This window comes from Streptomyces rhizosphaerihabitans, assembly GCF_025399795.1.
Lineage (GTDB): Bacteria > Actinomycetota > Actinomycetes > Streptomycetales > Streptomycetaceae > Streptomyces > Streptomyces rhizosphaerihabitans.
Genome location: NZ_JAODTZ010000003.1, coordinates 68,006 through 89,059, shown reverse-complemented (window position 1 = coordinate 89,059; position 21,054 = coordinate 68,006). Strand labels below are relative to the sequence as shown.

Below are 21,054 nucleotides of genomic sequence, written 5' to 3'. Positions count from 1 at the left end.
ACCGCTCTACAGGTGGCCGATGCAGGATGGGGGAGACCGACGGCTTTCAACGAGGAGGTGCCGCCATGGCGGAGACTGCGGTGGAGACGGCGAAGGACCGGAAGGACGCGGAGGCGGACGCGGCCCGCGAGGCCGTCGTCGAGGCGGCCCTCGGCCGGCTCGACCTGGACGCGAAGGCCCGGCTGCTGTCCGGCCGGAACATGTGGACGCTGCCCGCGCTCCCCGAGATCGGGTTGAAGTCCCTCGTCATGTCCGACGGTCCGATCGGTGTCCGCGGCGTCCGCTGGACCGCCGACGACCCCTCCGTCGCGCTCCCCTCGCCCACCGCGCTGGCCGCCACCTGGGACCCTGACCTGGCCCGCCGCGCGGGCACGCTCCTCGCCCAGGAAGCCCGCGGCAAGGGCGTCCACGTCCTGCTCGCCCCCACCGTCAACCTGCACCGCTCACCGCTCGGCGGCCGCCACTTCGAGGCCTACAGCGAGGATCCGCTCCTGACCGGAGCGATCGGCAGCGGCTACGTCCGGGGCGTGCAGTCCGGCGGCGTCGGCACCACCGTCAAGCACTTCGTCGCCAACGACGCCGAGACCGACCGCTACACGGTGAACAACCTCGTCTCCGAACGCGCCCTGCGCGAGCTGTACCTGGCCCCCTTCGAGACCATCGTCGAGAACGCGCACCCGTGGGGCATCATGACCGCCTACAACTCGGTCAACGGCACGACGATGAGCGAGCACCGGTACCTCGTGAACGAGGTCCTGCGCGGCGAATGGGGCTTCGACGGCTTCAACGTCTCCGACTGGACGGCCGCCCGCTCCACCGAGGCCGCGATCGAGGGCGGCCTCGACGTCGCCATGCCCGGCCCCGTGACCGTCTACGGTCCGCCGCTCGCCGCCGCCGTGCGCGCCGGCGAGGTGGCGGAGGCGACTGTCGACGCGGCCGTCCGCAACGTGCTCCGCCTCGCCGCCCGGGTCGGCATCCTGGAGGGCGCCGAGCCCGTCGTGAGCGAGCCGCCCGAGGCCGTGGACGGGGAGGCGCTGGCCCGCGAGATCGCCCGCCGCGGCTTCGTCCTCGTCCGCAACGAGGGCGTGCTGCCGCTGGCCGAGGGCCACCGGGTGGCCCTCATCGGCGCCGCCGGCCGGGACGCCCGCGTCCTCGGCGGCGGCTCCGCGACCGTCTTCCCCGCCCGGATCGTCTCGCCCCTCGACGGCCTCACCGCCGCCCTCCCCGAGGGCAGCCTGACGTACGCCGTCGGCGCGGACCCGACCGTGGAACTCCCGGTCGCCGACAAGGGGTTCGAGCTGCGCGCCGTCTGCCGCGACGCCGCCGGCGAGATCATCGCCACCGCCTCCGCCCCGAACGGCCAGATCCAGTGGATGGGCGACGACCTGCCCGAAGGAGTCACTCACGACATCCTCCACACGGTCGAACTCACCGGCACCTTCACCCCGCGCGACAGCGGCCCGCACACCTTCGGCATCAAGGGCCTCGGAGCGTTCACCCTCACCGTCGACGGCACGACGTACTTCGACGACGTCCAGGGCACCGACAAGGACCGCCCCTTCGTGACGATCTTCGGCGCCCCGATCCCGCGCGGCCGGGCCGAACTCGCCGCGGGCGAAACGGTCGAGGTCTCCCTCACCCATGTCGTCGCGTTCCCCGAGGGCAACCGGATGAAGGTGGTCGGCTTCTCGCTCGCCCACCAGGAGCCCGTGCGCGACGCGGACGAGCTGATCGCCGAGGCCGTCGAGGCGGCCCGCGCCGCCGACACCGCCGTCGTCGTGGTCGCCACCACCGACCGCGTCGAGTCCGAGGGCTTCGACCGGGCGGACCTCAGGCTCCCCGGCTGCCAGGACGAGCTGGTGCACGCCGTCGCCGCCGCCAACCCGAACACCGTCGTGGTCGTCAACTCCGGCTCCCCGGTGGAACTCCCCTGGCGCGACGAGGTCGCCGCCGTGCTCCTCAGCTGGTTCCCGGGCCAGGAGGGCGGCGCCGCCCTCGCCGACGTCCTCACCGGCGCCCACGAGCCGGGCGGCCGCCTCCCCACCACCTGGGGCTCCCTCGCCGACGCCCCGGTCACCCAGGTGCGCCCGGCCGACGGCGAGCTCCCGTACACCGAGGACGTCTTCATCGGCTACCGCGCCTGGGAGAAGGAGGGAAGGACCCCCTCGTACGCCTTCGGCCACGGCCTCGGCTACACCGACTGGACGTACGAGTCCCTCGAGGTCGAGGGCACGACCGCCACCGTGCGCGTCCGCAACTCCGGTGAGCGCGCCGGGCGCGAGGTCGTCCAGGTCTACCTCGCCCCGGCGGAACCCGGCAGCGAGCGGCCCGCCCGAGTGCTCGCCGGTTTCGCCGGGGTCGAGGCCGGGCCCGGTGAGAGCGTCGAGGCCGTCGTGGAGCTCCCGCGCCGCGCTTTCGAGATCTGGGACACCACCGCGGACACCTGGGCGTTTGTGAAGGGTTCGTACGAGGTTCAGGCAGGCCGTTCCCTCACGGACCGCCGTCTGAGCAGGATCATCGAGGCGTAACCAGAGCGCGCCCCGATCGGCGAGCCCCGGCCCGGAACCTGACCTCCGGACCGGGGCTCGCCGTCTCACCCGTCACGCGGTACCGGGACCGCCGGTCCCGGCAGCACTAGGAGCGAACGGAGAACCCGTACACCGTCTGCGACCTGTACACGTCGCCCGGCCGCAGCTCCGTGCTCGGGAAGTCCGGCCGGTTCGGGGAGTCGGGGAAGTGCTGGGTCTCCAGCGCGATGCCGTCGTTGGGGGTGAAGGGGTCGCTCAGATGGTCGGCGGTGTAGAGCTGGAGACCGGGTTCGGTGGTCGCGACCGTCAGTACCCGCCCGGACGTCGGATCGTGCAGCTCGGCGACCTCCACGGGAGCGCCGGTGAGCCCCTTGTCGAGCACGTAGTTGTGGTCGTATCCCGCGCCGGTCTTGAGTGACTCCCGGAAGTCGAAGCGCGTGCCCTCGACCGGGTCGAGTTCCCCGGTCGGGATGAGGTCCGCGTCCACCCGCGTCAACCGCGAGGCGTCGAGGCGGAGTTCGTGCCCCAGCGCACTGCCGGAGCCGCTCAGGTTCCAGTACGTGTGGTTCGTCAGGTTCACTACGGTCGGCGCGTCGGTGACCGCCTCGTAGGCGATCCGCAGTGCGCCCCCCTCGTCGAGCGTGTATGTCGCCGAGACCTCCAGGCGGCCCGGAAAGCCCTCCTCGCCGTCCGGGCTGACCCGGGAGAGCCGCACCCCGTGTTCGAGCGGCTCCGCGTCCCACACGCGCTTGTCGAAGCCGCCGTCGCCGCCGTGCAGCGAGTTGGGTCCGTTGTTCGGGTCGAGCCGGTAGGCCGCTCCGTCCAGCGAGAAGCGGGCGCCCCCGATCCGGTTCGCGTACCGCCCGACCAGCGCCCCCAGATACGGCTCCGGGTGCTCCACGTAACCCGCCAGGTCGGGGAAGCCCAGCGTCACGTCCTCGGTCCGCCCGTCCCGGTCCGGCACCTCGGCCGACTGCACGATCCCGCCGTACGTGAGCACACGCACCCGGACCCCGGCGCGCTCCAGCGTCCAGCGGTGGACCGGGGTTCCGTCGGAAAGTGTGCCGAAAAGTTCACTCATGAGGGAAACCCTAGGTCACGGGTTCGCGTGCCGTGACGGTCCGGTAGGCGATCTCCGCGAGTCGTGCCTGTCCGTCCCTGCTCGGATGGAACCAGTCCCAGTGGCTCAACTGGTCCGTACCGAAGCGGTAGTCGAAGACCGCGTCCCCGTCGAAGCGGCAGCGCCGGTCCTTGGCGCACACCTCGCGCAGCACCTGGTTGTACGCCTTCACCCGGTCCTGCACCTGTCCGCGCCGCGCGGTCGCCGCCGAGCCCAGCGAGTCCGCGTCGCCGAGCATCGAAGGGCAGATGCCCAGTTTCCAGACCTGCTTGCCCAGCGGATTGCCGCGCCCCTGGGACCACAGGCGCTTGAGATCCGGCACGCTCGACACGTACACCTGGGTCTTGGGCAGCGTGCCGCGCAAGGTGTCCAGCGCGTCCTGGAACTCGGCCCGGAAGTCGGCGACGGACGTCATCGCCGAGGCGGAGGAGCGGCAGGCGTCGTTGGCGCCCGCCATCACCGTGACCAGCTCCGGCCTGCGGGTCGCCGCCTGTGCCAGCTGGCCGGGGAGGTCGGCCATCCGTGCGCCGGTGACCGCGTAGTTCCAGCTGCGCTCGGCCGCCCCGGTCGCGCCGAGCAGCCGTACGGCAAGACTGTCGACCTGCGGATCGCTCCCGGTCGCCCACGACACCTCGGGGCAGTCGGACAGCACACTGCACGCGTCGAACCCGCGTGTGATGGAGTCGCCGACCGCGGCCATGGAGTCCGGGCTGCGGTTCCAGACCGGCGTCGGCTTCGGGGACGGCCGCGCTCCCGTCCCGTTGGGTGCGGAGGAGCTGCCACCGGTGGCGTCGCACGCGGCGACGCCCAGGAGCGCCGCCGCCGCGACGGCGAGGACGGCCCGTGAACGGTGGCTGCGATTCCGCATCCCCTGGTCTCCTCGTTCGTTGTACAGGGTTGGTCGGCATCCGTCCCGCACGGTCGGTCGCACCACGTCGTACACGGTCGGTCGCACCGCGTTTCCATGGAGCGGCCGTCTCCATCCGGGAGACGACCCCGGACCCCCGGCAAGGGAGTCCGGACACGTCCCGCCGGGTGAAACCTCGGAGGTTCACGGCGCTTGGACCGACGGTACGTCACACTCCTTGCGCCGCCGCAGGGTAGCCTCGCCACGTGGCCGCCCTGCCACTGCCGTTCCGCTAAGTTACAAGATGTCTCGCTCTGTCCGGAGGCCCCAGTGACGACACGTGGAGTTCTCTACGTGCACTCCGCGCCCCGCGCGTTGTGCCCGCACGTCGAGTGGGCGGTCGCGGGGGTGCTCGGCACGCGCGTCAACCTCGACTGGATCCGGCAGCCCGCCGCGCCGGGCACCTGGAGATCCGAGTTCTCCTGGAAGGGCGAGGTCGGCACCGCCTCCAAGCTCGCCTCCGCGCTGCGCGGCTGGCACCTGCTGCGCTTCGAGGTCACCGCCGAACCGTGCCCCACCGCCGAGGGCGAGCGCTACAGCTGCACCCCCGAGCTCGGCATCTTCCACGCGGTCACCGGCATCCACGGCGACATCCTCATCCCCGAGGACCGTCTGCGCGCCGCGCTGCTGCGCTCCCAGCGCGGGGAGAGCGACCTGGAGGCCGACCTCGCCAAGCTCCTCGGCAAGCCCTGGGACGACGAGCTGGAACCCTTCCGCTACGCGGGCGAGGGGGCCCCGGTCCGCTGGCTGCACCAGGTGGTGTGACGCTCCGTCAGGGGTGCGGGACCGCAACCGAAGAACGAAAGACGTGTGGCCCGTACCTCTTGAACCAGGGGTACGGGCCACACGTCATTCAGAACAGGGAAACCGGCGTCAGACGCTGCGGAACGCCAGCACCACGTTGTGCCCACCGAAGCCGAACGAGTCGTTCAGCGCGGCGATGCGGCCCTCGACGGGCAGCTTGCGCGCCTCGCCGCGGACGATGTCGGCGGCGGCCTCCGCCTCGGGGTCGAGGTTCTCCACGTTGATGGTCGGCGGCGCGAGCCGGTGGTACAGGGCGAGCACGGTCGCGACCGACTCGACGCCACCGGCGCCACCGAGGAGGTGGCCGGTCATCGACTTGGTCGCGGAGACCGCGAAGTGGTCGGCCTCGTCGCCGAACACCTTGCGCAGCGCCTTCAGCTCGGCCACGTCACCGGCAGGCGTCGAGGTGGCGTGCGCGTTCACGTGCACGATCTCGGCCGGGTCCAGGTCGGTGTTGTCGAGCAGGTTCTGCAGGGCGCGCGCGATGCCGCGGCCCTCGGGCTCCGGCTGCACGATGTCGTGCGCGTCGGCCGAGATGCCCTGGCCGACCGCCTCGGCGTACACCCGGGCGCCGCGCTTGGCGGCGTGCTCGGCGGACTCCAGGACGACGACGCCGGCGCCCTCGCCGAGGACGAAGCCGTCACGGGCGACGTCGTAGGGGCGCGAGGCACCCTCGGGGTCGTCGTTGTTCTTGGACATCGCCATCATGTTGCCGAACGCGGCGATGGGAAGCGGGTGGATGGCCGCCTCGGTGCCACCGGCGACGACGACGTCGGCGCGGCCCGTGCGGATCATCTCGATGGCGTAGCCGATGGCCTCGGCGCCGGAGGCGCAGGCGGAGACCGGGGTGTGCACACCGGCGCGGGCGCCCACGGCGAGCCCCACGTTGGCGGAGGGACCGTTCGGCATCAGCATCGGGACGGTGTGCGGGGAGACGCGGCGTACGCCCTTCTCCTTCAGCACGTCGTACTGGTCGAGGAGGGTCGTCACGCCACCGATGCCGGACGCGATGACGGTGCCCAGCCGGTCGGGGTCGACGCTCGGGTCCTCGCCCGCCTTGTCGGTGAAACCGGCGTTCGCCCAGGCCTCCTTGGCCGCGATCAGCGCGAACTGCGCCGAGCGGTCCAGGCGGCGGGCCTGCGGGCGGGGAATGACCTCGCCCGGCTCCACGGCGATCTGAGCCGCGATACGGACAGCCTGGTCGGCGGCCCACTCCTGCTCGAGGGGGCGGACGCCGGAACGTCCGGCGATCAGGCCCTCCCAGGTAGAGGCTGCGTCGCCACCCAGCGGTGTGGTTGCGCCGATACCGGTGACGACCACGGTGCGATTGGTCGGGCTCACGGGAATTCTTTCTCCAACGGATACGAGGATTCAGCGGCGCCACCGCCGGGTGGCGGGGCATCAGCCCAGGGCAACCAGGGCACTAGGCCCCGGTGAACCCGGACGGTCGGCCCAGGTGACCGAAAGATCAGGCCTGGTTCTTGAGGATGTAGTTCGTCGCGTCGCCGACGGTCTTGAGGTTCTTGACGTCGTCGTCCGGGATCTTGACGTCGAAGCGCTCTTCGGCGGCGACGACGACCTCGACCATGGACAGCGAGTCGACGTCCAGGTCGTCGGTGAAGGACTTGTCCAGCTGGACGTCCTCGGTGGGGATCCCGGCGATCTCGTTGACGATCTCGGCGAGACCTTCGACGATCTCTTCCTGAGTGGCGGCCATGTCAGGCGCTCCTTCGGTGTGTTTCCAGAGGGGTGGCGATATTCCGTACGGACCGGATGATCCGGTACGGAGTGCCTAGGGGAGGGTAACGACCGTCGCGGCGTACACGAGACCCGCCCCGAAGCCGATGACGAGCGCGGTGTCGCCGCTCTTCGCCTCACCGGTCGCCAGGAGCCGCTCCATTGCGAGCGGAATCGAGGCGGCCGAGGTATTGCCGGTGGTGCGCACGTCACGCGCGACCGTGACGTGTCCCGGCAGTTTCAGCGTCTTCACCATCGAGTCGATGATCCGCTCGTTGGCCTGGTGGGGAATGAAGACATCCAGGTCGTCCGGGCTGATCCCGGCCGCGTCCAGCGCCTGCTGTGCGACCTTCGCCATCTCGAACACGGCCCAGCGGAACACCGCCTGGCCCTCCTGCGTGATGGCAGGGAACTTGATCTCGCCCTTGGAGTCGAGCGGGAGCGCGGAGACGTCGCCGACCTTGAAGCGGTCCCACGGCACGGTCTGCTTGATCGTGCCGGCCTTGTCGCCCTCGCTGCCCCAGACCGTGGGGCCGATGTGCGGCTCCTCGGAGGGACCCACGACGACCGCGCCCGCGCCGTCGCCGAACAGGAAGGCCGTCGCGCGGTCCTCCAGGTCGGTGAGGTCGGACAGCCGCTCCACGCCGATGACGAGGACGTACTCCGCCGAACCCTCGACGATCATGCCCTTGGCGAGGGTCAGTCCGTAGCCGAAGCCCGCGCAGCCGGCCGAGATGTCGAAGGCCGCGGCCTTGTTCGTGCCGAGCTTGTCGGCGATCTCGGTGGCGATGGCCGGGGTCTGGCTGAAGTGCGACACGGTGGCGACCACCACGGCGCCGATCTGCTCGGCGGCGATCCCGGCGTCGGCGATGGCCTTGCCGGACGCCTCGATCGACATCGCGGCGACGGTCTCCTCGTCGGAGGCCCAGTGCCGGGTCTCGATGCCCGAGCGTGAGCGGATCCATTCGTCGGACGAGTCGATCGTCTCCAGGATCACCTCGTTGGGCACCACCCGCACGGGACGGTAGCCGCCGACGCCGAGGATGCGCGCGAAAGGAGCTCCCTTGGGTGCCTTGATCTTCGACATGCTCTCAGGCTCCTTGGGCCGGGCTGTGCTCGGCGATGAGCTCGCGAGCCGCGTCGAGGTCGTCGGGTGTCTTCAGGGCCAGCGTCGTGACGCCGGGCAGCGCGCGCTTGGCGAGACCGGTCAGCGTGCCGCCGGGGCACACCTCGATCAGCGCGGTCGCGCCGAGCTTCTGGAAGGTCTCCATGCACAGGTCCCAGCGGACCGGGTTGGCGACCTGGCCGACCAGGCGCGAGACGACCTCGGCACCGGAGGCGACGGCCTGGCCGTCCCGGTTCGAGACGTAGGTGACGCGCGGGTCCGCCGGACTCAGTTCCTCGGCGGCCTTGGCCAGCGCCTCGACCGCGGGGGCCATGTGGACGGTGTGGAACGCGCCCGCCACTTTCAGGGCCACGACACGGCGGACGCCCTCGGGCTTGTCCGCCTCCAGGGCGGCCAGCTGCTCCAGCGTGCCGGCGGCCACGATCTGGCCCGCGCCGTTCACGTTCGCCGGGGTGAGCCCGAGCTTCTCCAGGTGCGCGACCGTGCTCTCGTGGTCCCCGCCGAGCAGTGCCGACATACCGGTCTGCGTGATGGCGGCGGCGTCGGCCATCGCCAGGCCGCGCTTGCGTACGAGGGACAGCGCGGCGGTGTCGTCGAGCACTCCCGCGAACGCGGCGGCGGTGATCTCGCCGACGCTGTGGCCGGCGACGGCACCAGGGGTCACGTCACCGAGTGCCGCGGCGGACAGGAGGCCGGCGGCGACCAGGAGCGGCTGTGCGACAGCCGTGTCACGGATCGCGTCCGCGTCGGCCTGCGTGCCGTAGTGGGCAAGGTCGAGCCCGATGGCGTCCGACCACGCGGCGAGGCGTTCGGCGGCGCCGGGGAGGTCGAGCCAAGGAGTCAGGAAGCCGGGCGTCTGAGCGCCCTGGCCGGGAGCGACGAGTACGAGCACTCTCACACTCTCTCTTGTGGACGGCCACGGCCGCCCGTGGGGACAGGGACGAAGAACACGAGAGGGAATTGTAGGTCCCCGACAAAAGCCTAGGTCTGGGGATCTCCATCGGCCAGACGCCCCAGGATCAGCGCGATCCGCAGCGTGAACGCGGATCGTACATCCGAGGGCGACCAGCCGGTGACGTCAGTCACACGTCGGAGCCGGTAGCGGACGGTGTTGGGATGGACGAACAGCATCCGGGCAGCGCCTTCGAGACTGCTCGCCTGCTCCAGATAGACGCTGAGAGTCTCCAGGAGCGCGGAGCCGGCCTCCTCCAGCGGTCTGTAGATCTCCTCCACCAACTGCTCACGGGCGGACGGGTCCGAGGCGATGGCACGCTCGGGCAGCAGATCGTCCGCCAGCACCGGGCGCGGGGCGTCCTGCCAGGCAAAACACGCCTTCAGCCCGGCCGCCGCGGCCTGCGCGGACCGGGTCGCGGCGAGCAGGTCGGGCACGATCGGCCCGGCGACCACGGATCCGGCGGCGAACGGACCGATGAGTGACTTGGCGACGGCGAGCGGGTTGTCGCTGCCGCCAGCGATCACGACCAGCCGGTCCCCGAGCACCCCCGTCAGCACCTGCAGCTTGGCGTGCCGGGCGGCCCGCCGGATCGCCTCGACCGTCAGCTCGCTGTCGCCGTCGGGTGCCGTGCCCAGCACCACGCAGACATGTTCGGGCGAGTTCCAGCCGAGCGCGGCGGCCCGGGAGACGGCGCCCTCGTCGGCCTCGCCGGAGAGCACCGCGTTCACGACGAGGGATTCGAGCCGGGCGTCCCAGGCGCCGCGTGCCTCCGCCGCCTGCGCGTACACCTGGGCGGTCGCGAAGGCGATCTCACGGGCGTACACCAGGAGCGCCTCGCGCAGCACGGACTCGTCGCCGGGCGCCGCCACCTCGTCGATGGCCGATTCCATGACCTCGATTGTCGTCCGCACCATCTCCACCGTCTGGCGCAGCGTGATGGCCCTGGTCAGCTCGCGTGGCGCGGTGCCGAAGACGTCGGTGGAGATGGCCTGCGGCGCGTCCGGGTGCCGGAACCACTCGGTGAAGGCGGCGATACCGGCCTGGGCGACCAGGCCGATCCAGGACCGGTTCTCCGGCGGCATGGCCCGGTACCACGGCAGCGTCTCGTCCATCCGCGTGATGGCCTGGGCGGCGAGACTGCCGGCCGACTTCTCCAGCCGCTTGAGGGTCGCGGTGTGCGAGTGGACGTCGTGCGCTGGGCGCTCGGTCTTGCTGGCTTCGGGTTCGGGCACGGGACAAGACTGCCTTATCCGGACGGAGCTGTGCGGCGGCGGGTCGCAAGTCGGCACGGGGCGGTCGCCGGGCCGGGGCTACCGTGGTGGATGTGATGGACGTCCGCCGCGCCGACGAGCGCTACCGCGGAGGGGACCCGGCGGCCGGGATCTCCTCGCGCCACGCCTTTTCCTTCGGCCCGCACTACGACCCCGACAACCTCCGCTTCGGTGCGATGATCGCCTGCAACGAGGAGCGGCTCGCCCCCGGCACAGGCTTCGACGAGCACCCGCACAGCCACACCGAGATCGTCACCTGGGTGGTGGAAGGCGAGCTGACCCATCGCGACTCGGCAGGCCACGAGACGGTGCTGCGCCACGGCGACGTTCAGCGGCTGAGTTCCGCGGGCGGTGTCCGCCACGTCGAGCGCAACGACGGCGAGCTGGCGCTGGTCTTCGTCCAGATGTGGCTGGCCCCGATGGAACCGGGCGGCGACCCGGCGTACGAGACCGTCCGCGGTATCGCCGACTCCACCCCGTACGCGGTCCCCGAGGCGGGCGCCATGCTCCATGTGCGCCGGCTGACGGCGGGCGAGCGCACGGCTGTCCCGGACGCGCCCTTCGTCTACGTCCAAGTCGTACGCGGCGAGGTCCGCCTGGACGGTGTGGAACTGGGGGAGGGCGACGCGGCCCGCGTCACGGACGCGAAGGACATGGAACTGGTCGCGGGTGTTCCCGCCGAGCTGCTGGTGTGGGAGATGGCGGTCGGCTGACGCCGGAGGCCCCGGTCGGACCCCCATACGTCGGCAGGTCGGGCCACATGCCGACGGGTCGGGCTCCGGGCCCGCGGGTCGGGCCACGCGCAGAAGGGTCGGGCCCCGCGCCCGGGGACTGGTCCTGCGTCGGCGGCCCGGGCTCCGCGTCGACGGGCCGGGCCGCGCGTCGACGGGTCGGGCTCCGCGCCTGCGGGTGAGCCTTCGCGCGGACGGGCCGGGCCTGCGCCGGCAGCGGGTGCTTACGACGGCGCGTCCAGTTCCCGGATCAGGCGGTCGCCCTCCCGGGTCATGATCTCCGGGTCGCGCAGGGCGTTGGAGAGCAGGGACATCCCCTGGTAGGCGCCGACGAGCGTCAGCGCGCTGCCCGCCGGGTCGGCGACGCCGATCTCCCCGTACTGCCGCTCGACCCAGTCCAGCAGCTGGCGGACGACTCGTCCCGCCAGGAGATCGAGGCCGCCCTCGTCCCGCTTGCCGAGCTCCGCGGCGAGGGTGCCGGTGGGGCAGCCGTAGCGCGCCGCGGTGTCCCGCCCGGAGACCCAGGCCGTGATGAGCGCCTTGAGGCGGTTCCGCGGCTCGGGGAGCTTGTCGAGCTCGTCGGTGAGTTCCCGCAGATGGCCGGCGTGTTCGGCGAGAGCGGCCTCGACCAGCTCGTCCTTGGTCTTGAAGTAGTAGTACACGTTGCCCGCCGGGACCTCGGCGGCGCGGGCGATGTCGGCGATCGTCGTGCGCTCCACGCCCTGCTCGTGCAGCACCCGGGCCGCGGCCGCCGTCAGCTGCCGCCGCTTGCCGGCCGCCTTGGCCCGAGACCCCCGGGACATCTCTGAGTCAGTCACCCGACTGACTATAGACAGCGGCCTCCCGCGTTGCTAGCGTCCTGCTCGTCGGGTTAGTCAGTCGACTAACTAACTACGGGTCGAGGAGACCGGCATGTATGTGGTGACAGGTGCGACCGGGAACGTCGGACGCGTGCTGGTGCGGACGCTCGCCGGAGCCGGACTGCCGGTGACGGCGGTGGCCCGGAAGATCAGCGGGGACGAGGTGCCCGAAGGTGTCCGGGCGGTCGCCGCCGACCTGGCCGAACCGGCCGGACTCGGGCCGGCGTTCGAGGGTGCCGGAGCACTGTTCCTGCTGGTGGCGGGCGAGGATCCGCAAGGTGTCCTGGACACGGCGCGGACAGCCGGAATCCGCCGGGTGGTGCTGCTGTCCTCACAGGGTGTGGGAACACGGCCGGAGGCCTACGGACACCCGGCCCGCTTCGAGAAGGCCGTGCGGGAGTCGGGCCTCGAATGGACGGTCCTGCGGTCCGGCGGGATGGACACCAACGCCTTCGCCTGGGCCGGATCGGTCCGCGCCCGGAGGGAGGCCGCCGCGCCGTTCGGCGACATCGGTCTGCCCTTCGTCGACCCCGACGACGTCGCGGCCGTCGCGGCGGCCGCCCTGCGCGAGGACGCCCACGCCGGGGCCGTCTACACCCTGACCGGTCCCGCGCGGACCACCCCGCGCGAACGGGCCGCCGCGATCGGCGCCGCCCTCGGCGAGCCGGTGCGCTTCACGGAGCAGACCCGCGAGGAGGCGCACGCCCTGATGGCGGGCTTCATGCCGTTGCCCGTTGTCGAAGGCACCCTCGCCATCCTGGGCGAGCCGACCGAGGAGGAGCGGCGGGCCGGCCCCGACGTGGAACGCGTCCTCGGCCGTCCGGCGGGCACCTTCGCCGCCTGGGCGCGGCGCAACGCGGCGGCCTTCCGCTGACCGTGCCTGGGCCCGCCGGGCCTCCTCGGAACGTCTCGCGTCGGCAGGTCCGGCGTCGGCAGGTCCGGCGTCGGCAGGTCCCGCGTCAGGAGGTGAGGTCGGCCAGTACCGCGTCGGTGAACGGGGTCCACGCCTCGATGGCCCAGGGCCCGAAGGTCCGGTCGGTCAGCGCGACACAGGCGGCGCCCACGGCCGGGTCGACCCACAGGAACGTACCGGCCTGCCCGAAGTGGCCGAAGGTTCGCGCTGAGGACGAACTCCCCGTCCAGTGGGGTGACTTGGAGTCGCGGATCTCGAAGCCGAGCCCCCAGTCGTTGGGGCTCTGGTGGCCGTACCCAGGCAGGACGCCCTTGGTCCCGGGGTACTGGACGGTCATCGCCTCCGCGACCGTACGCGGATCCAGCAGCCGGGGTGCCTGGAGTTCGGCGGCGAAGCGGACGAGGTCGTCCACCGTGGAGACACCGTCCTTCGCGGGCGAACCGTCCAGCGTCGTCGCCGTCATGCCGAGCGGTTCGAGGACCGCCTGGCGCAGATACTCCGCGAAGGACATGTCCGCCGCCTTGGCGATGTGGTCCCCGAGCACCTCGAACCCGGCGTTGGAGTACAGCCGCCGCGCCCCGGGCGCGAAGGTCGCCCGGTGCTCGTCGAAGGCCAGCCCTGAGGTGTGTGCGAGCAGATGACGGACCGTCGAGCCGGTGGGCCCGGCCGGTTCGTCGAGCTCGATCGCCCCTTCCTCGTACGCGACGAGCGCGGCGTACGCGGCGAGCGGCTTGGTGACCGAGGCCAGCGCGAAACGGTGCCCGCCCGGCCCGTACGAGCCGGCCACCGCGCCGTCCGCGCGGACGACCGCGGTGGCGGCGGTGGGAACGGGCCAGTTCGAGATCAGCGCCAGACTCTGCAAGGACATGCCCACGAGCCTAAGCGGCTCAGAGGCTCAGCCGCATCGAGGGGTCGGGCTTGCGGACGAACCCGAGGGCCGCGTAGAGCGGCTCGGCCTCGGCGGACGCGTTGAGGTCGACATGGGCGACACCCCGCTCGCGGAACCAGTCGAGGAGCGTCTCCACGCAGGCACGGGCGTATCCGCGGCGCCGCGCGTCCGGGTCGGTGGCGACGCTGAAGACGTACCCGACCGCGCCGTGCGGGTTGTCCGCCCGCCCGATCCGGTACTCGACCGTCCCGGCGGCGAGGGCCGCGAGCGCCCCCGGCCGGTCCGGGTGGTCGACCACGAACGCGGCGAAGGACCCCCCGGGATCGGCGAGCTTCTCGCGTACGGTCGGCAGCGAAGCGGCGTGCCACTCGGTGGAGGAGCCGATGTCGAACACCGAATCGATCATCACCTGGCGCAGGCGCAGTACTTCCCGGGCGTCCTCGGGCGTGGCGGGGCGTACGAGACTCATGATCCGCACGGTAACCACCGCCTCCCGGCCACGTCCTCGCGATTTCGGCGGATTCGGCTTGCCTGGAGTGCACTCCAAGGTTTTAGCGTGGGGTCATGACGGTGATGGAGACCACAGCCGAGGCCACCGGGACGGACACCGGGACCGACACCGACGCCTGCGCCGGCCCTCCCGAGCGGGAGCGGCGCCCGGACGGCCAGGACAACTACACGATCAGCGAGGTCGTCGTCTTCACCGGCCTCAGCGCGCACACCCTGCGCTGGTACGAGCGCATCGGGCTGATGCCGCACATCGACCGTTCGCACACCGGCCAGCGCCGCTACAGCAACCGCGACCTGGACTGGCTGGGCCTCGTCGGCAAGCTCCGGCTCACCGGGATGCCGGTCGCCGACATGGTCCGCTACGCGGAGATGGTGCGCGCGGGCGACCACACCTACATGGAGCGCTACGAACTCCTGGAGGCGACCCGCCGGGACGTCCGGGCCCGGATCGCGGAGCTCCAGGACACCCTCGCCGTGCTCGACCGGAAGATCAGTTTCTACGGTGACGCGGGGCGCGCCCTCGCGTCGGAGAGGTCTCGATGACCGACAGCAGGATCGCGACGGTACGGCTCGGCGACGAGGGGCCCGAGGTCGGTGTGCAGGGCCTCGGCTGCATGGGCATGAGCTGGGCGTACGGACCGCCGGACGCCGACAACTCCCTGGCCGCCCTGCACCGGGCGCTGGAACTCGGCGTCACGCTCTACGACACCGCCGAGGGCTACGGCGGCGGCGAGAACGAGAGGTTCCTGGCGCCGTTCCTCAAGGCGCACCGGGACGAGATCGTCATCGCGACCAAGTACGGCGTCACGGTCCCGCCGGACAATCCGCGCAAGCGGATCATCCGCAACGACCCGCCGTACATCCGCCAGGCCGTCGAGGGCAGCCTCCAGCGCCTCGGCGTCGATGTGATCGACCTCTATTACATGCACCGACGCGATGTGAACGTCCCGATCGAGGAGAGCGTCGGCGCCATGGCCGACCTGGTCCGCGAGGGCAAGGTCAAGCATCTGGGCCTGAGCGAGGTCACCGCGGGGGAACTGCGCGCCGCCCAGGCCGTGCATCCCATCGCGGCCGTCCAGTCGGAGTGGTCGCTGTTCAGCCGCGACATCGAGGCGAACGTGGTGCCCGCCGCCCGCGAGCTGGGCGTGGCGCTGGTCCCGTACTCACCGCTGGGCCGCGGCTTCCTCACCGGCTCCTTCGGCAACGCCGACCAGGACCTCGCGCAGGACGACGTCCGCCGTACCCAGCCCCGCTTCACCGGCGAGAACGCGGCGGCGAACGTGGCGCTCCTGGAGCCGATCCGTACCGTCGGGGACGCCCGTGGTGCCTCGCTCGGCCAGATCGCGCTGGCCTGGGTCCAGCAGCGGGCGCGTGTCCACGGCCTGACCGTCGTACCGATCCCGGGCACCACCCGGCGCGAGCGGGTGGAGGAGAACACGGCGGCCACCGGCATCGTCCTGACCGAGGACGAGCTGGCCCTCCTGGAGCCGGTCGCGGCCAAGGTGGCGGGCGACCGCTACCCGGACATGTCGTTCTCGTCGGCGGGCCGGGAGTGAGCGCAGCCTAGAGCCGGGACCGGTGCCGCCGGGACCGGCGCCCGCGGTCACAGCTGTGCGAGCAGTTCCGCCTTCTTGGCGGAGAACTCCTCGTCCGTGAGGAGCCCCGCCTCGTGCAGTTCCCCGAGGTGCCGGATCCGGTCGGCGATGTCGGCCGGATCCCGGCGCGGCACCGAGGACGCGGCCACCGGCGCGGGACTCGCGGAGCGCGCGGCGGCGAGCACGGCCGCCGCGAACGGCAGCGACTCGTGGACGGGCCCGTACCCGAGTCCGAAGACGACCGCCGCCGGGTCCTGGTCCGCCTGGGCGGGCTGTGCCGGCGAGGGCTCCCGCCGCAGCAGGCGCAGATGGCCCTCGAACACCTCCGGGGAGCGCCACTCGACCCCGCACAGTCCCGAGACCGGAAAGGTCTGGTCGCCGGCCTTCCACTTCGCCGAGGACGCGCCCGTCCAGAACCACCGGAAGGACACCGCCTTGCCGTCGAAGGAGGCCTTCCCGTCGTAGGCCTTGAAGTGCAGCGGTCCCTCGGGCGGCTTCACGAGATAGCGCTCGGCGGGCTCGTCGTCCGCGGTGAGCTGTCCGCGCAGCTCGTCCGCGTAGTACTCGGCGAGCGTCTCGCGATCGGCCGGCAGCACCAGGCGATAGGGGTCGCACCCCTCCTTGAGCTGTCCCGCGGCCGCCTCCATCAGCGGATCGGCGCCGGGCCTCGGCACCGCACGCAGAACGACCGTGCCTCGCTTCCCGGGCGTCAGCGTCACCGCCGCGATCGCCTCCAGGGGGATACGGCGTTCGCCCAGCGCCTGGAACAGCTTCGGCGTACGGATCCCCCGTTCGAAGCGGATGAGCACGGAGTCGGACTCGAACTCCCAGGCGGCATGAAATCCGGCCAGTACGTCACCCATGCGGGCCATCGTATGCGGCACGCAAGCCTCCGTCGCCTCTCTGGGCGGACCGCAGTTTTTCGTCCTCTACGCGCGTCAGGCCGACGCGCCGACGGACAAACCCGTCCGGCATACGTCATCATCGTGCGCGCAGCGGACAGCGCGGTACGCGCCGATCCCGATCTCCGCGAAGTTGCGGAGACTCTCCGTACCCGGCTCGAAGTAGCCGGCGTGTCCCTTCGCCCCGTCGGCGGACAGGATGCGCGCCCCGAACCCCTTCGACATCGGGTCCGCGCCGTGTCCGAGGCCGCCGATCTCCATGTGCGGCACGTCCTGGATCCAGTCGTCCGCGTCGCGCATCGCCCAGACCCGGGCGGTGGTGTGCAGGTTCGCCGCCTTCGCGGCCCGCATGCCGGGGCTGCCCGCCACCGCTATGTCGGAGACGCGCGAGGGCAGCGAGGAGGCGGCCACCCCGCACAGGACCGAGCCGTAGCTGTGGCAGTACAGCGCCACCTCCGTGCTTCCCGGCAGCGCCCGCACCAGCGCGTTCAGCCGTACCGCGCCTTCCTCGGCACGCATGGCGGTGGCCGCGTCCATACCGAGCCCGTTGGGCGCCGTGTAGTCGGCCCACGCGATCACGGCCGTACGCGTGCCCGGGTCCGCCGAGCGCTCCGCCCGGTACAGGGAACCCGCCATGCCGACGGGCGCCGAGTACTGCTTGTACGTGCGCTGGAAGGTCAGCAGGTCGGTGTCGACACCGGGCACCACGACCGAGACACGGCGGGCCGTGTCGAGGTCGCCGAAGACCTCGGCGACGCGCCCCGAGCCGTTGGGGTCGAAGGCGAGGATCTTGCGGTCGTTGTGCAGCAGTGCTTCGTAGCGGTGCATCCGGCGGCCCGCGTCGTGCTGGCCGAGCGAGGACAGCCGGTTGTCGTGCATGCGCCCCTGCTCGACCGTGCGCTCGTGCTTCAGCGCGAGACGGTTCGCCGCGTAGCGCAGGGTCACCGGCGCGCCGTTCATGTTGCCGACCGCGAGCGGATAGCGGTGGGCGAGCCGGGAACGCTGCTGCGCGTCGAGCGTGGTGAAGAAGTGCGCCAGCCGGTCCGGAGCGGAGTCCGGGTCGGGCAGCTTGTGCCCGGCGATGCTGCCGTGCTCCCACGCGGAGCGGGACGCCTGGAGCGGAGAGGCTGCGCGGTGGCTGTGGAGCGCGGTCCAGCCACTGGTGGCCAGCATCACGAACACCACGGCCAGCGCGAGCAGTGCGCGCCAGGCGTTGAGTTGGGGGGGTGTGTCGAAGGAAGTCACTGAGAGGACACCCTAGGAGAAGTGAGCAGCCTCCCGTTAAACGAGTGACTGGTATCACGTTTCTGATGGGGTGATTGGGGCAAACCGGGTTCAGTTTGAGTTAAATAGTGACACTCTGTACGTGCATCTCTGCGACGCGTGTGCGATATGTGACGCTCCGCGTGGGGGTGTTGTGATTCCGCGGGTCCGCCGCGGTGGATCTCGCGCGGACGTCATCCGTACAACGAGCGCGGGCATGCACGGGGTTCCGTATACGGACATCCGCCGGGTTCTGTACGCGGGCATGTGCCGGATTTCGTACGCGGGCATGCGCGGGGTTGCGCGTGCGGGCACGTGCCGGGTTCGATGCGCGACGCGTACCGGGTTCCGGGTGCGGACATGTGCCGGGTTCGGTGCGCGTGCACACGGCGGTTCCGTGCAAGGACCTCGCCGGCCGTCGACCGCCGACGCGCGTGGGCGTCCGGACATCACAGGGTGTCACGCGCCGGTGCCCCGGGGTGACGTTGCGCAGCGTCACCGGAGGCTCACCGCGGCGCGGTGCCCCACTTCTCCGCCAACGCGGGCCCCACATGGTCGAGATAGGTCGCGGTCAGCTCGCGGATCGCCTCGACGCTGGTGTCCTCGCCCGCGCCCCACAGCCGGCCCGTCACCCGCATCACCCCGCCGAACACGGCGACCGCGATGCGTGGGCGCGGGTCCGTGTCCACGTCGAGGCCCTCGCGCTCGGCGATCAGCCGCGCGATCTCCTCCTCGATCTCCTCCGAGCGGCGCAGATGGACGGCGAGCAGTGCGGGTGTCGACTCGATCAACTGGTAGGTGCGCATGTGCAGTTCGATCGGCACGACGGCCTCGATCGCCTCGCCGATGGTGTCCCAGCTCTCCAGGACCGCCCGGCGCAGCGCCTCCAACGGGGCTTCGTGGGACGGCCGTTCACGCACAGCGGCGATGAAATGCGACTCGGCGAGCCGCTGCAGGAAGAGAGCGGCGTCCTCCTTGCCGGCGAAGTAGCGGAAGAAGGTGCGCTGGGACACGTCGACGGCCTCGGCGATCTCGTCGACGGTGGTCCGCTCGTACCCCTGGGTGGTGAACAGTTCGAGGGCGGCCCGCAGCAGTGCGTCCCGGGTGCGCTGCTTCTTGCGCTCCCGCAGTCCGGGGCGTGACGCCGCCGGCTGTGCCGCGCCGACCGTCTCCGCTGTGCCGACCGTGTCCGTCATGGTGTCGCGTTCTCTCCTGTCCGAACTGTTCGCCCTGTTCAGCCTATCTGTGAGTGACATGACAGTTACCGACTTGTGGATCGGTTTGTCAATTGTCAGTGGCTGTCACTAGCCTCGAAAACATGACTAGTCAGACCACCATCGACAAGACGGGCCCGGGGGACAAGACTCCGGTCTCCCCGTTGGACCAGGCCCCGTCCACGGGCCTGCGCGGCCATCCGTGGTTCACCCTCATCACCGTGGCCGTCGGGGTCATGATGGTGGCCCTGGACGGCACCATCGTGGCCATCGCCAACCCGGCCATCGCCAAGGACCTCGGCGCCACCTTCGCCGACGTCCAGTGGATCACCAATGCCTACTTCCTCGCCCTCGCGGTCTCCCTCATCACCGCGGGCAAGCTCGGCGACCGCTTCGGCCACCGGCAGACCTTCCTGATCGGCGTGACCGGCTTCGCCGCCGCGTCCGGAGCGATCGGCCTGTCGCACAGCATCGCCTTCGTGGTCACCTTCCGCGTCTTCCAGGGCCTGTTCGGCGCGCTGCTCATGCCGGCCGCGCTCGGCCTGCTCCGCGCGACCTTCCCGGCCGAGAAACTGAACATGGCGATCGGCATCTGGGGCATGGTCATCGGAGCCTCCACCGCGGGCGGCCCGATCCTCGGCGGTCTGCTCGTCCAGCACGTCAGCTGGCAGTCGGTGTTCTTCATCAACGTGCCGGTCGGCCTGATCGCCCTCGTGCTGGGCCTGCTGATCCTGCTCGACCACCGCGCCGAGAACGCCCCGCGCTCCTTCGACATCCTCGGCATCGTGCTGCTGTCCGGCGCGATGTTCTGCCTGGTGTGGGCCCTGATCAAGGCCCCGGCCTGGGGCTGGGGCGACGGCAGGACCTGGCTCTTCATGGGTCTGTCGGTCCTGGGCTTCGCGGCGTTCTCCTTCTGGGAGACACGGGTCAAGGAACCGCTGATCCCGCTCGGCCTGTTCCGCTCCGTCCCGCTCTCGGCGGGTGTGGTGCTGATGGTGCTCATGGCCATCGCCTTCATGGGCGGCCTGTTCTTCGTGACGTTCTACCTCCAGAGCGTGCACGGCATGAGCCCGGTCGACGCGGGCCTGCACCTGCTCCCGCTCACCGGCATGATGATCGTCGGCTCCCCGCTCGCGGGTCTGGCCATCACCAAGCTCGGCCCGCGCATCCCGCTCGCGAGCGGCATGGCGGCCACCGCGATCGCCATGTACGGCATGTCGACGCTGGAGGCCGACACCTCCAGCGGTGTGATGTCCGTCTGGTTCGCCCTGCTCGGCTTCGGCCTCGCGCCGGTCATGGTCGGCGCGACCGAGGTCATCGTCGGCAACGCGCCGATGGAGCTCTCCGGCGTCGCCGGCGGTCTCCAGCAGGCCGCCATGCAGGTCGGCGGAAGCCTCGGTACGGCCGTCCTGGGCGCCGTGATGGCCTCCAAGGTCGACAGCGACCTCCCGGGCAACTGGACCGACGCCAAGCTGCCGCCGCTCACCCCGGCCCAGCTCGACCAGGCCTCCGAGGCGGTCCGGGTCGGCGTCGCGCCGGTCACCAAGGAGACCCCGGCCGCGATCGCCGCGCAGATCACCGACGTCGCCCACGAGACCTTCATCTCCGGCATGAGCCTCGCCTGCCTCGTCGCCGCGGGTGTCGCCGTCGTGGCCGTCTTCGTCGCGCTGCTCACCAAGCGGGGCGAGAACGCGGAGGCCGGCGCGGGCGTCGGCCACATCTGACCGCT

General features: G+C 71.4%; 20 protein-coding genes. 7 read left to right on the top strand and 13 right to left on the bottom strand.

Going from position 1 to position 21,054, the window contains the following annotated elements; genetic code table 11:
* The first annotated feature begins 65 nt into the window (after positions 1-65).
* Positions 66-2,528 (top strand): beta-glucosidase family protein, encoded by a 2,463-nt coding sequence (locus tag N4G66_RS03970; RefSeq protein ID WP_261702516.1) that lies wholly within the window; start codon positions 66-68, stop codon positions 2,526-2,528.
* A 106-nt stretch (positions 2,529-2,634) separates the two neighbouring features.
* On the opposite strand, the gene N4G66_RS03965 is transcribed toward N4G66_RS03970, so the two are convergent.
* Both N4G66_RS03965 and N4G66_RS03960 read right to left on the bottom strand, forming a co-directional pair.
* On the bottom strand, positions 2,635-3,609 hold the full coding sequence (locus N4G66_RS03965; protein WP_261702515.1) for an aldose epimerase family protein: 975 nt from the start codon (positions 3,607-3,609) through the stop codon (positions 2,635-2,637).
* A gap of 10 nt (positions 3,610-3,619) precedes the next feature.
* Positions 3,620-4,516 carry an SGNH/GDSL hydrolase family protein gene (locus tag N4G66_RS03960; RefSeq protein WP_261702514.1) on the bottom strand — a complete coding sequence of 299 codons (897 nt, stop codon included), beginning with the start codon at positions 4,514-4,516 and terminating at the stop codon, positions 3,620-3,622.
* 309 nt (positions 4,517-4,825) lie between these two features.
* On the opposite strand from N4G66_RS03960, the gene N4G66_RS03955 reads away from it, so the two are divergent.
* Positions 4,826-5,320, top strand: a complete 495-nt coding sequence (locus N4G66_RS03955) for a DUF3145 domain-containing protein (protein WP_261702513.1) — start codon at positions 4,826-4,828, stop codon at positions 5,318-5,320.
* A gap of 108 nt (positions 5,321-5,428) precedes the next feature.
* Here N4G66_RS03955 and fabF read toward each other — a convergent pair whose 3' ends face one another.
* From fabF to fasR, 5 genes are all read right to left on the bottom strand, one after another.
* Positions 5,429-6,700 carry a beta-ketoacyl-ACP synthase II gene (gene fabF, locus N4G66_RS03950; protein ID WP_261702512.1) on the bottom strand — a complete coding sequence of 424 codons (1,272 nt, stop codon included), beginning with the start codon at positions 6,698-6,700 and terminating at the stop codon, positions 5,429-5,431.
* Between the two features lie 127 nt (positions 6,701-6,827).
* Positions 6,828-7,076 carry an acyl carrier protein gene (locus tag N4G66_RS03945; RefSeq protein ID WP_261702511.1) on the bottom strand — a complete coding sequence of 83 codons (249 nt, stop codon included), beginning with the start codon at positions 7,074-7,076 and terminating at the stop codon, positions 6,828-6,830.
* A gap of 75 nt (positions 7,077-7,151) precedes the next feature.
* Positions 7,152-8,183, bottom strand: coding sequence for a ketoacyl-ACP synthase III (locus tag N4G66_RS03940; RefSeq protein WP_261702510.1), 1,032 nt, complete (start codon positions 8,181-8,183; stop codon positions 7,152-7,154).
* A 4-nt stretch (positions 8,184-8,187) separates the two neighbouring features.
* On the bottom strand, positions 8,188-9,114 hold the full coding sequence (locus N4G66_RS03935; RefSeq protein WP_261702509.1) for an ACP S-malonyltransferase: 927 nt from the start codon (positions 9,112-9,114) through the stop codon (positions 8,188-8,190).
* Positions 9,115-9,203: 89 nt separating this feature from the next.
* Positions 9,204-10,409: a fatty acid biosynthesis transcriptional regulator FasR gene (fasR, locus tag N4G66_RS03930; RefSeq protein ID WP_261702508.1), complete on the bottom strand. Its 1,206-nt coding sequence runs from the start codon at positions 10,407-10,409 to the stop codon at positions 9,204-9,206.
* A gap of 95 nt (positions 10,410-10,504) precedes the next feature.
* On the opposite strand from fasR, the gene N4G66_RS03925 reads away from it, so the two are divergent.
* Positions 10,505-11,161 (top strand): pirin family protein, encoded by a 657-nt coding sequence (locus N4G66_RS03925; protein WP_261702697.1) that lies wholly within the window; start codon positions 10,505-10,507, stop codon positions 11,159-11,161.
* Positions 11,162-11,403: 242 nt separating this feature from the next.
* Here the strand turns inward: N4G66_RS03925 and N4G66_RS03920 are convergent, their stop codons facing one another.
* The gene (locus tag N4G66_RS03920) at positions 11,404-11,997 is read right to left on the bottom strand and encodes a TetR/AcrR family transcriptional regulator (protein WP_391858750.1); all 594 of its coding nucleotides are present in this window, start codon (positions 11,995-11,997) and stop codon (positions 11,404-11,406) included.
* Between the two features lie 94 nt (positions 11,998-12,091).
* Between N4G66_RS03920 and N4G66_RS03915 the strand changes: the two genes are divergently transcribed.
* Positions 12,092-12,913: an SDR family oxidoreductase gene (locus tag N4G66_RS03915; RefSeq protein ID WP_261702507.1), complete on the top strand. Its 822-nt coding sequence runs from the start codon at positions 12,092-12,094 to the stop codon at positions 12,911-12,913.
* An 85-nt stretch (positions 12,914-12,998) separates the two neighbouring features.
* Here N4G66_RS03915 and N4G66_RS03910 read toward each other — a convergent pair whose 3' ends face one another.
* Entirely contained in the window at positions 12,999-13,820 is an 822-nt protein-coding gene (locus N4G66_RS03910) for a serine hydrolase domain-containing protein (RefSeq protein ID WP_261702506.1), read from the bottom strand.
* A 19-nt stretch (positions 13,821-13,839) separates the two neighbouring features.
* The gene (locus N4G66_RS03905) at positions 13,840-14,310 is read right to left on the bottom strand and encodes a GNAT family N-acetyltransferase (protein WP_261702505.1); all 471 of its coding nucleotides are present in this window, start codon (positions 14,308-14,310) and stop codon (positions 13,840-13,842) included.
* A 95-nt stretch (positions 14,311-14,405) separates the two neighbouring features.
* On the opposite strand from N4G66_RS03905, the gene N4G66_RS03900 reads away from it, so the two are divergent.
* Both N4G66_RS03900 and N4G66_RS03895 read left to right on the top strand, forming a co-directional pair.
* Positions 14,406-14,894 carry a MerR family transcriptional regulator gene (locus N4G66_RS03900; RefSeq protein WP_261702504.1) on the top strand — a complete coding sequence of 163 codons (489 nt, stop codon included), beginning with the start codon at positions 14,406-14,408 and terminating at the stop codon, positions 14,892-14,894.
* Positions 14,891-15,907, top strand: a complete 1,017-nt coding sequence (locus N4G66_RS03895; protein ID WP_261702503.1) for an aldo/keto reductase — start codon at positions 14,891-14,893, stop codon at positions 15,905-15,907. Before N4G66_RS03900 ends, N4G66_RS03895 begins: the two co-directional genes overlap by 4 nt.
* A 47-nt stretch (positions 15,908-15,954) precedes the next feature.
* On the opposite strand, the gene N4G66_RS03890 is transcribed toward N4G66_RS03895, so the two are convergent.
* From N4G66_RS03890 to N4G66_RS03880, 3 genes are all read right to left on the bottom strand, one after another.
* Positions 15,955-16,818: a DUF4429 domain-containing protein gene (locus N4G66_RS03890; protein WP_261702695.1), complete on the bottom strand. Its 864-nt coding sequence runs from the start codon at positions 16,816-16,818 to the stop codon at positions 15,955-15,957.
* A 66-nt stretch (positions 16,819-16,884) separates the two neighbouring features.
* Positions 16,885-18,093, bottom strand: a complete 1,209-nt coding sequence (locus N4G66_RS03885) for an alpha/beta hydrolase family protein (protein ID WP_261702502.1) — start codon at positions 18,091-18,093, stop codon at positions 16,885-16,887.
* A gap of 524 nt (positions 18,094-18,617) precedes the next feature.
* On the bottom strand, positions 18,618-19,307 hold the full coding sequence (locus N4G66_RS03880; RefSeq protein ID WP_261702501.1) for a TetR family transcriptional regulator: 690 nt from the start codon (positions 19,305-19,307) through the stop codon (positions 18,618-18,620).
* Positions 19,308-19,429: 122 nt separating this feature from the next.
* Here N4G66_RS03880 and N4G66_RS03875 point away from each other — a divergent pair, with 122 nt between their 5' ends.
* Entirely contained in the window at positions 19,430-21,049 is a 1,620-nt protein-coding gene (locus N4G66_RS03875; RefSeq protein ID WP_261702500.1) for an MFS transporter, read from the top strand.
* Positions 21,050-21,054 lie beyond the last annotated feature (5 nt).

Coding starts and splice junctions, on each gene's coding strand:
- N4G66_RS03970 (WP_261702516.1), top strand. CDS start 66: ATGGCGGAGACTGCGGTGGAGACGGCGAAGGACCGGAAGGACGCGGAG.
- N4G66_RS03965 (WP_261702515.1), bottom strand. CDS start 3,609: ATGAGTGAACTTTTCGGCACACTTTCCGACGGAACCCCGGTCCACCGC.
- N4G66_RS03960 (WP_261702514.1), bottom strand. CDS start 4,516: ATGCGGAATCGCAGCCACCGTTCACGGGCCGTCCTCGCCGTCGCGGCG.
- N4G66_RS03945 (WP_261702511.1), bottom strand. CDS start 7,076: ATGGCCGCCACTCAGGAAGAGATCGTCGAAGGTCTCGCCGAGATCGTC.
- N4G66_RS03940 (WP_261702510.1), bottom strand. CDS start 8,183: ATGTCGAAGATCAAGGCACCCAAGGGAGCTCCTTTCGCGCGCATCCTC.
- N4G66_RS03925 (WP_261702697.1), top strand. CDS start 10,505: ATGGACGTCCGCCGCGCCGACGAGCGCTACCGCGGAGGGGACCCGGCG.
- N4G66_RS03915 (WP_261702507.1), top strand. CDS start 12,092: ATGTATGTGGTGACAGGTGCGACCGGGAACGTCGGACGCGTGCTGGTG.
- N4G66_RS03910 (WP_261702506.1), bottom strand. CDS start 13,820: ATGTCCTTGCAGAGTCTGGCGCTGATCTCGAACTGGCCCGTTCCCACC.
- N4G66_RS03905 (WP_261702505.1), bottom strand. CDS start 14,310: ATGAGTCTCGTACGCCCCGCCACGCCCGAGGACGCCCGGGAAGTACTG.
- N4G66_RS03900 (WP_261702504.1), top strand. CDS start 14,406: ATGACGGTGATGGAGACCACAGCCGAGGCCACCGGGACGGACACCGGG.
- N4G66_RS03895 (WP_261702503.1), top strand. CDS start 14,891: ATGACCGACAGCAGGATCGCGACGGTACGGCTCGGCGACGAGGGGCCC.
- N4G66_RS03890 (WP_261702695.1), bottom strand. CDS start 16,818: ATGGCCCGCATGGGTGACGTACTGGCCGGATTTCATGCCGCCTGGGAG.
- N4G66_RS03880 (WP_261702501.1), bottom strand. CDS start 19,307: ATGACGGACACGGTCGGCACAGCGGAGACGGTCGGCGCGGCACAGCCG.
- N4G66_RS03875 (WP_261702500.1), top strand. CDS start 19,430: ATGACTAGTCAGACCACCATCGACAAGACGGGCCCGGGGGACAAGACT.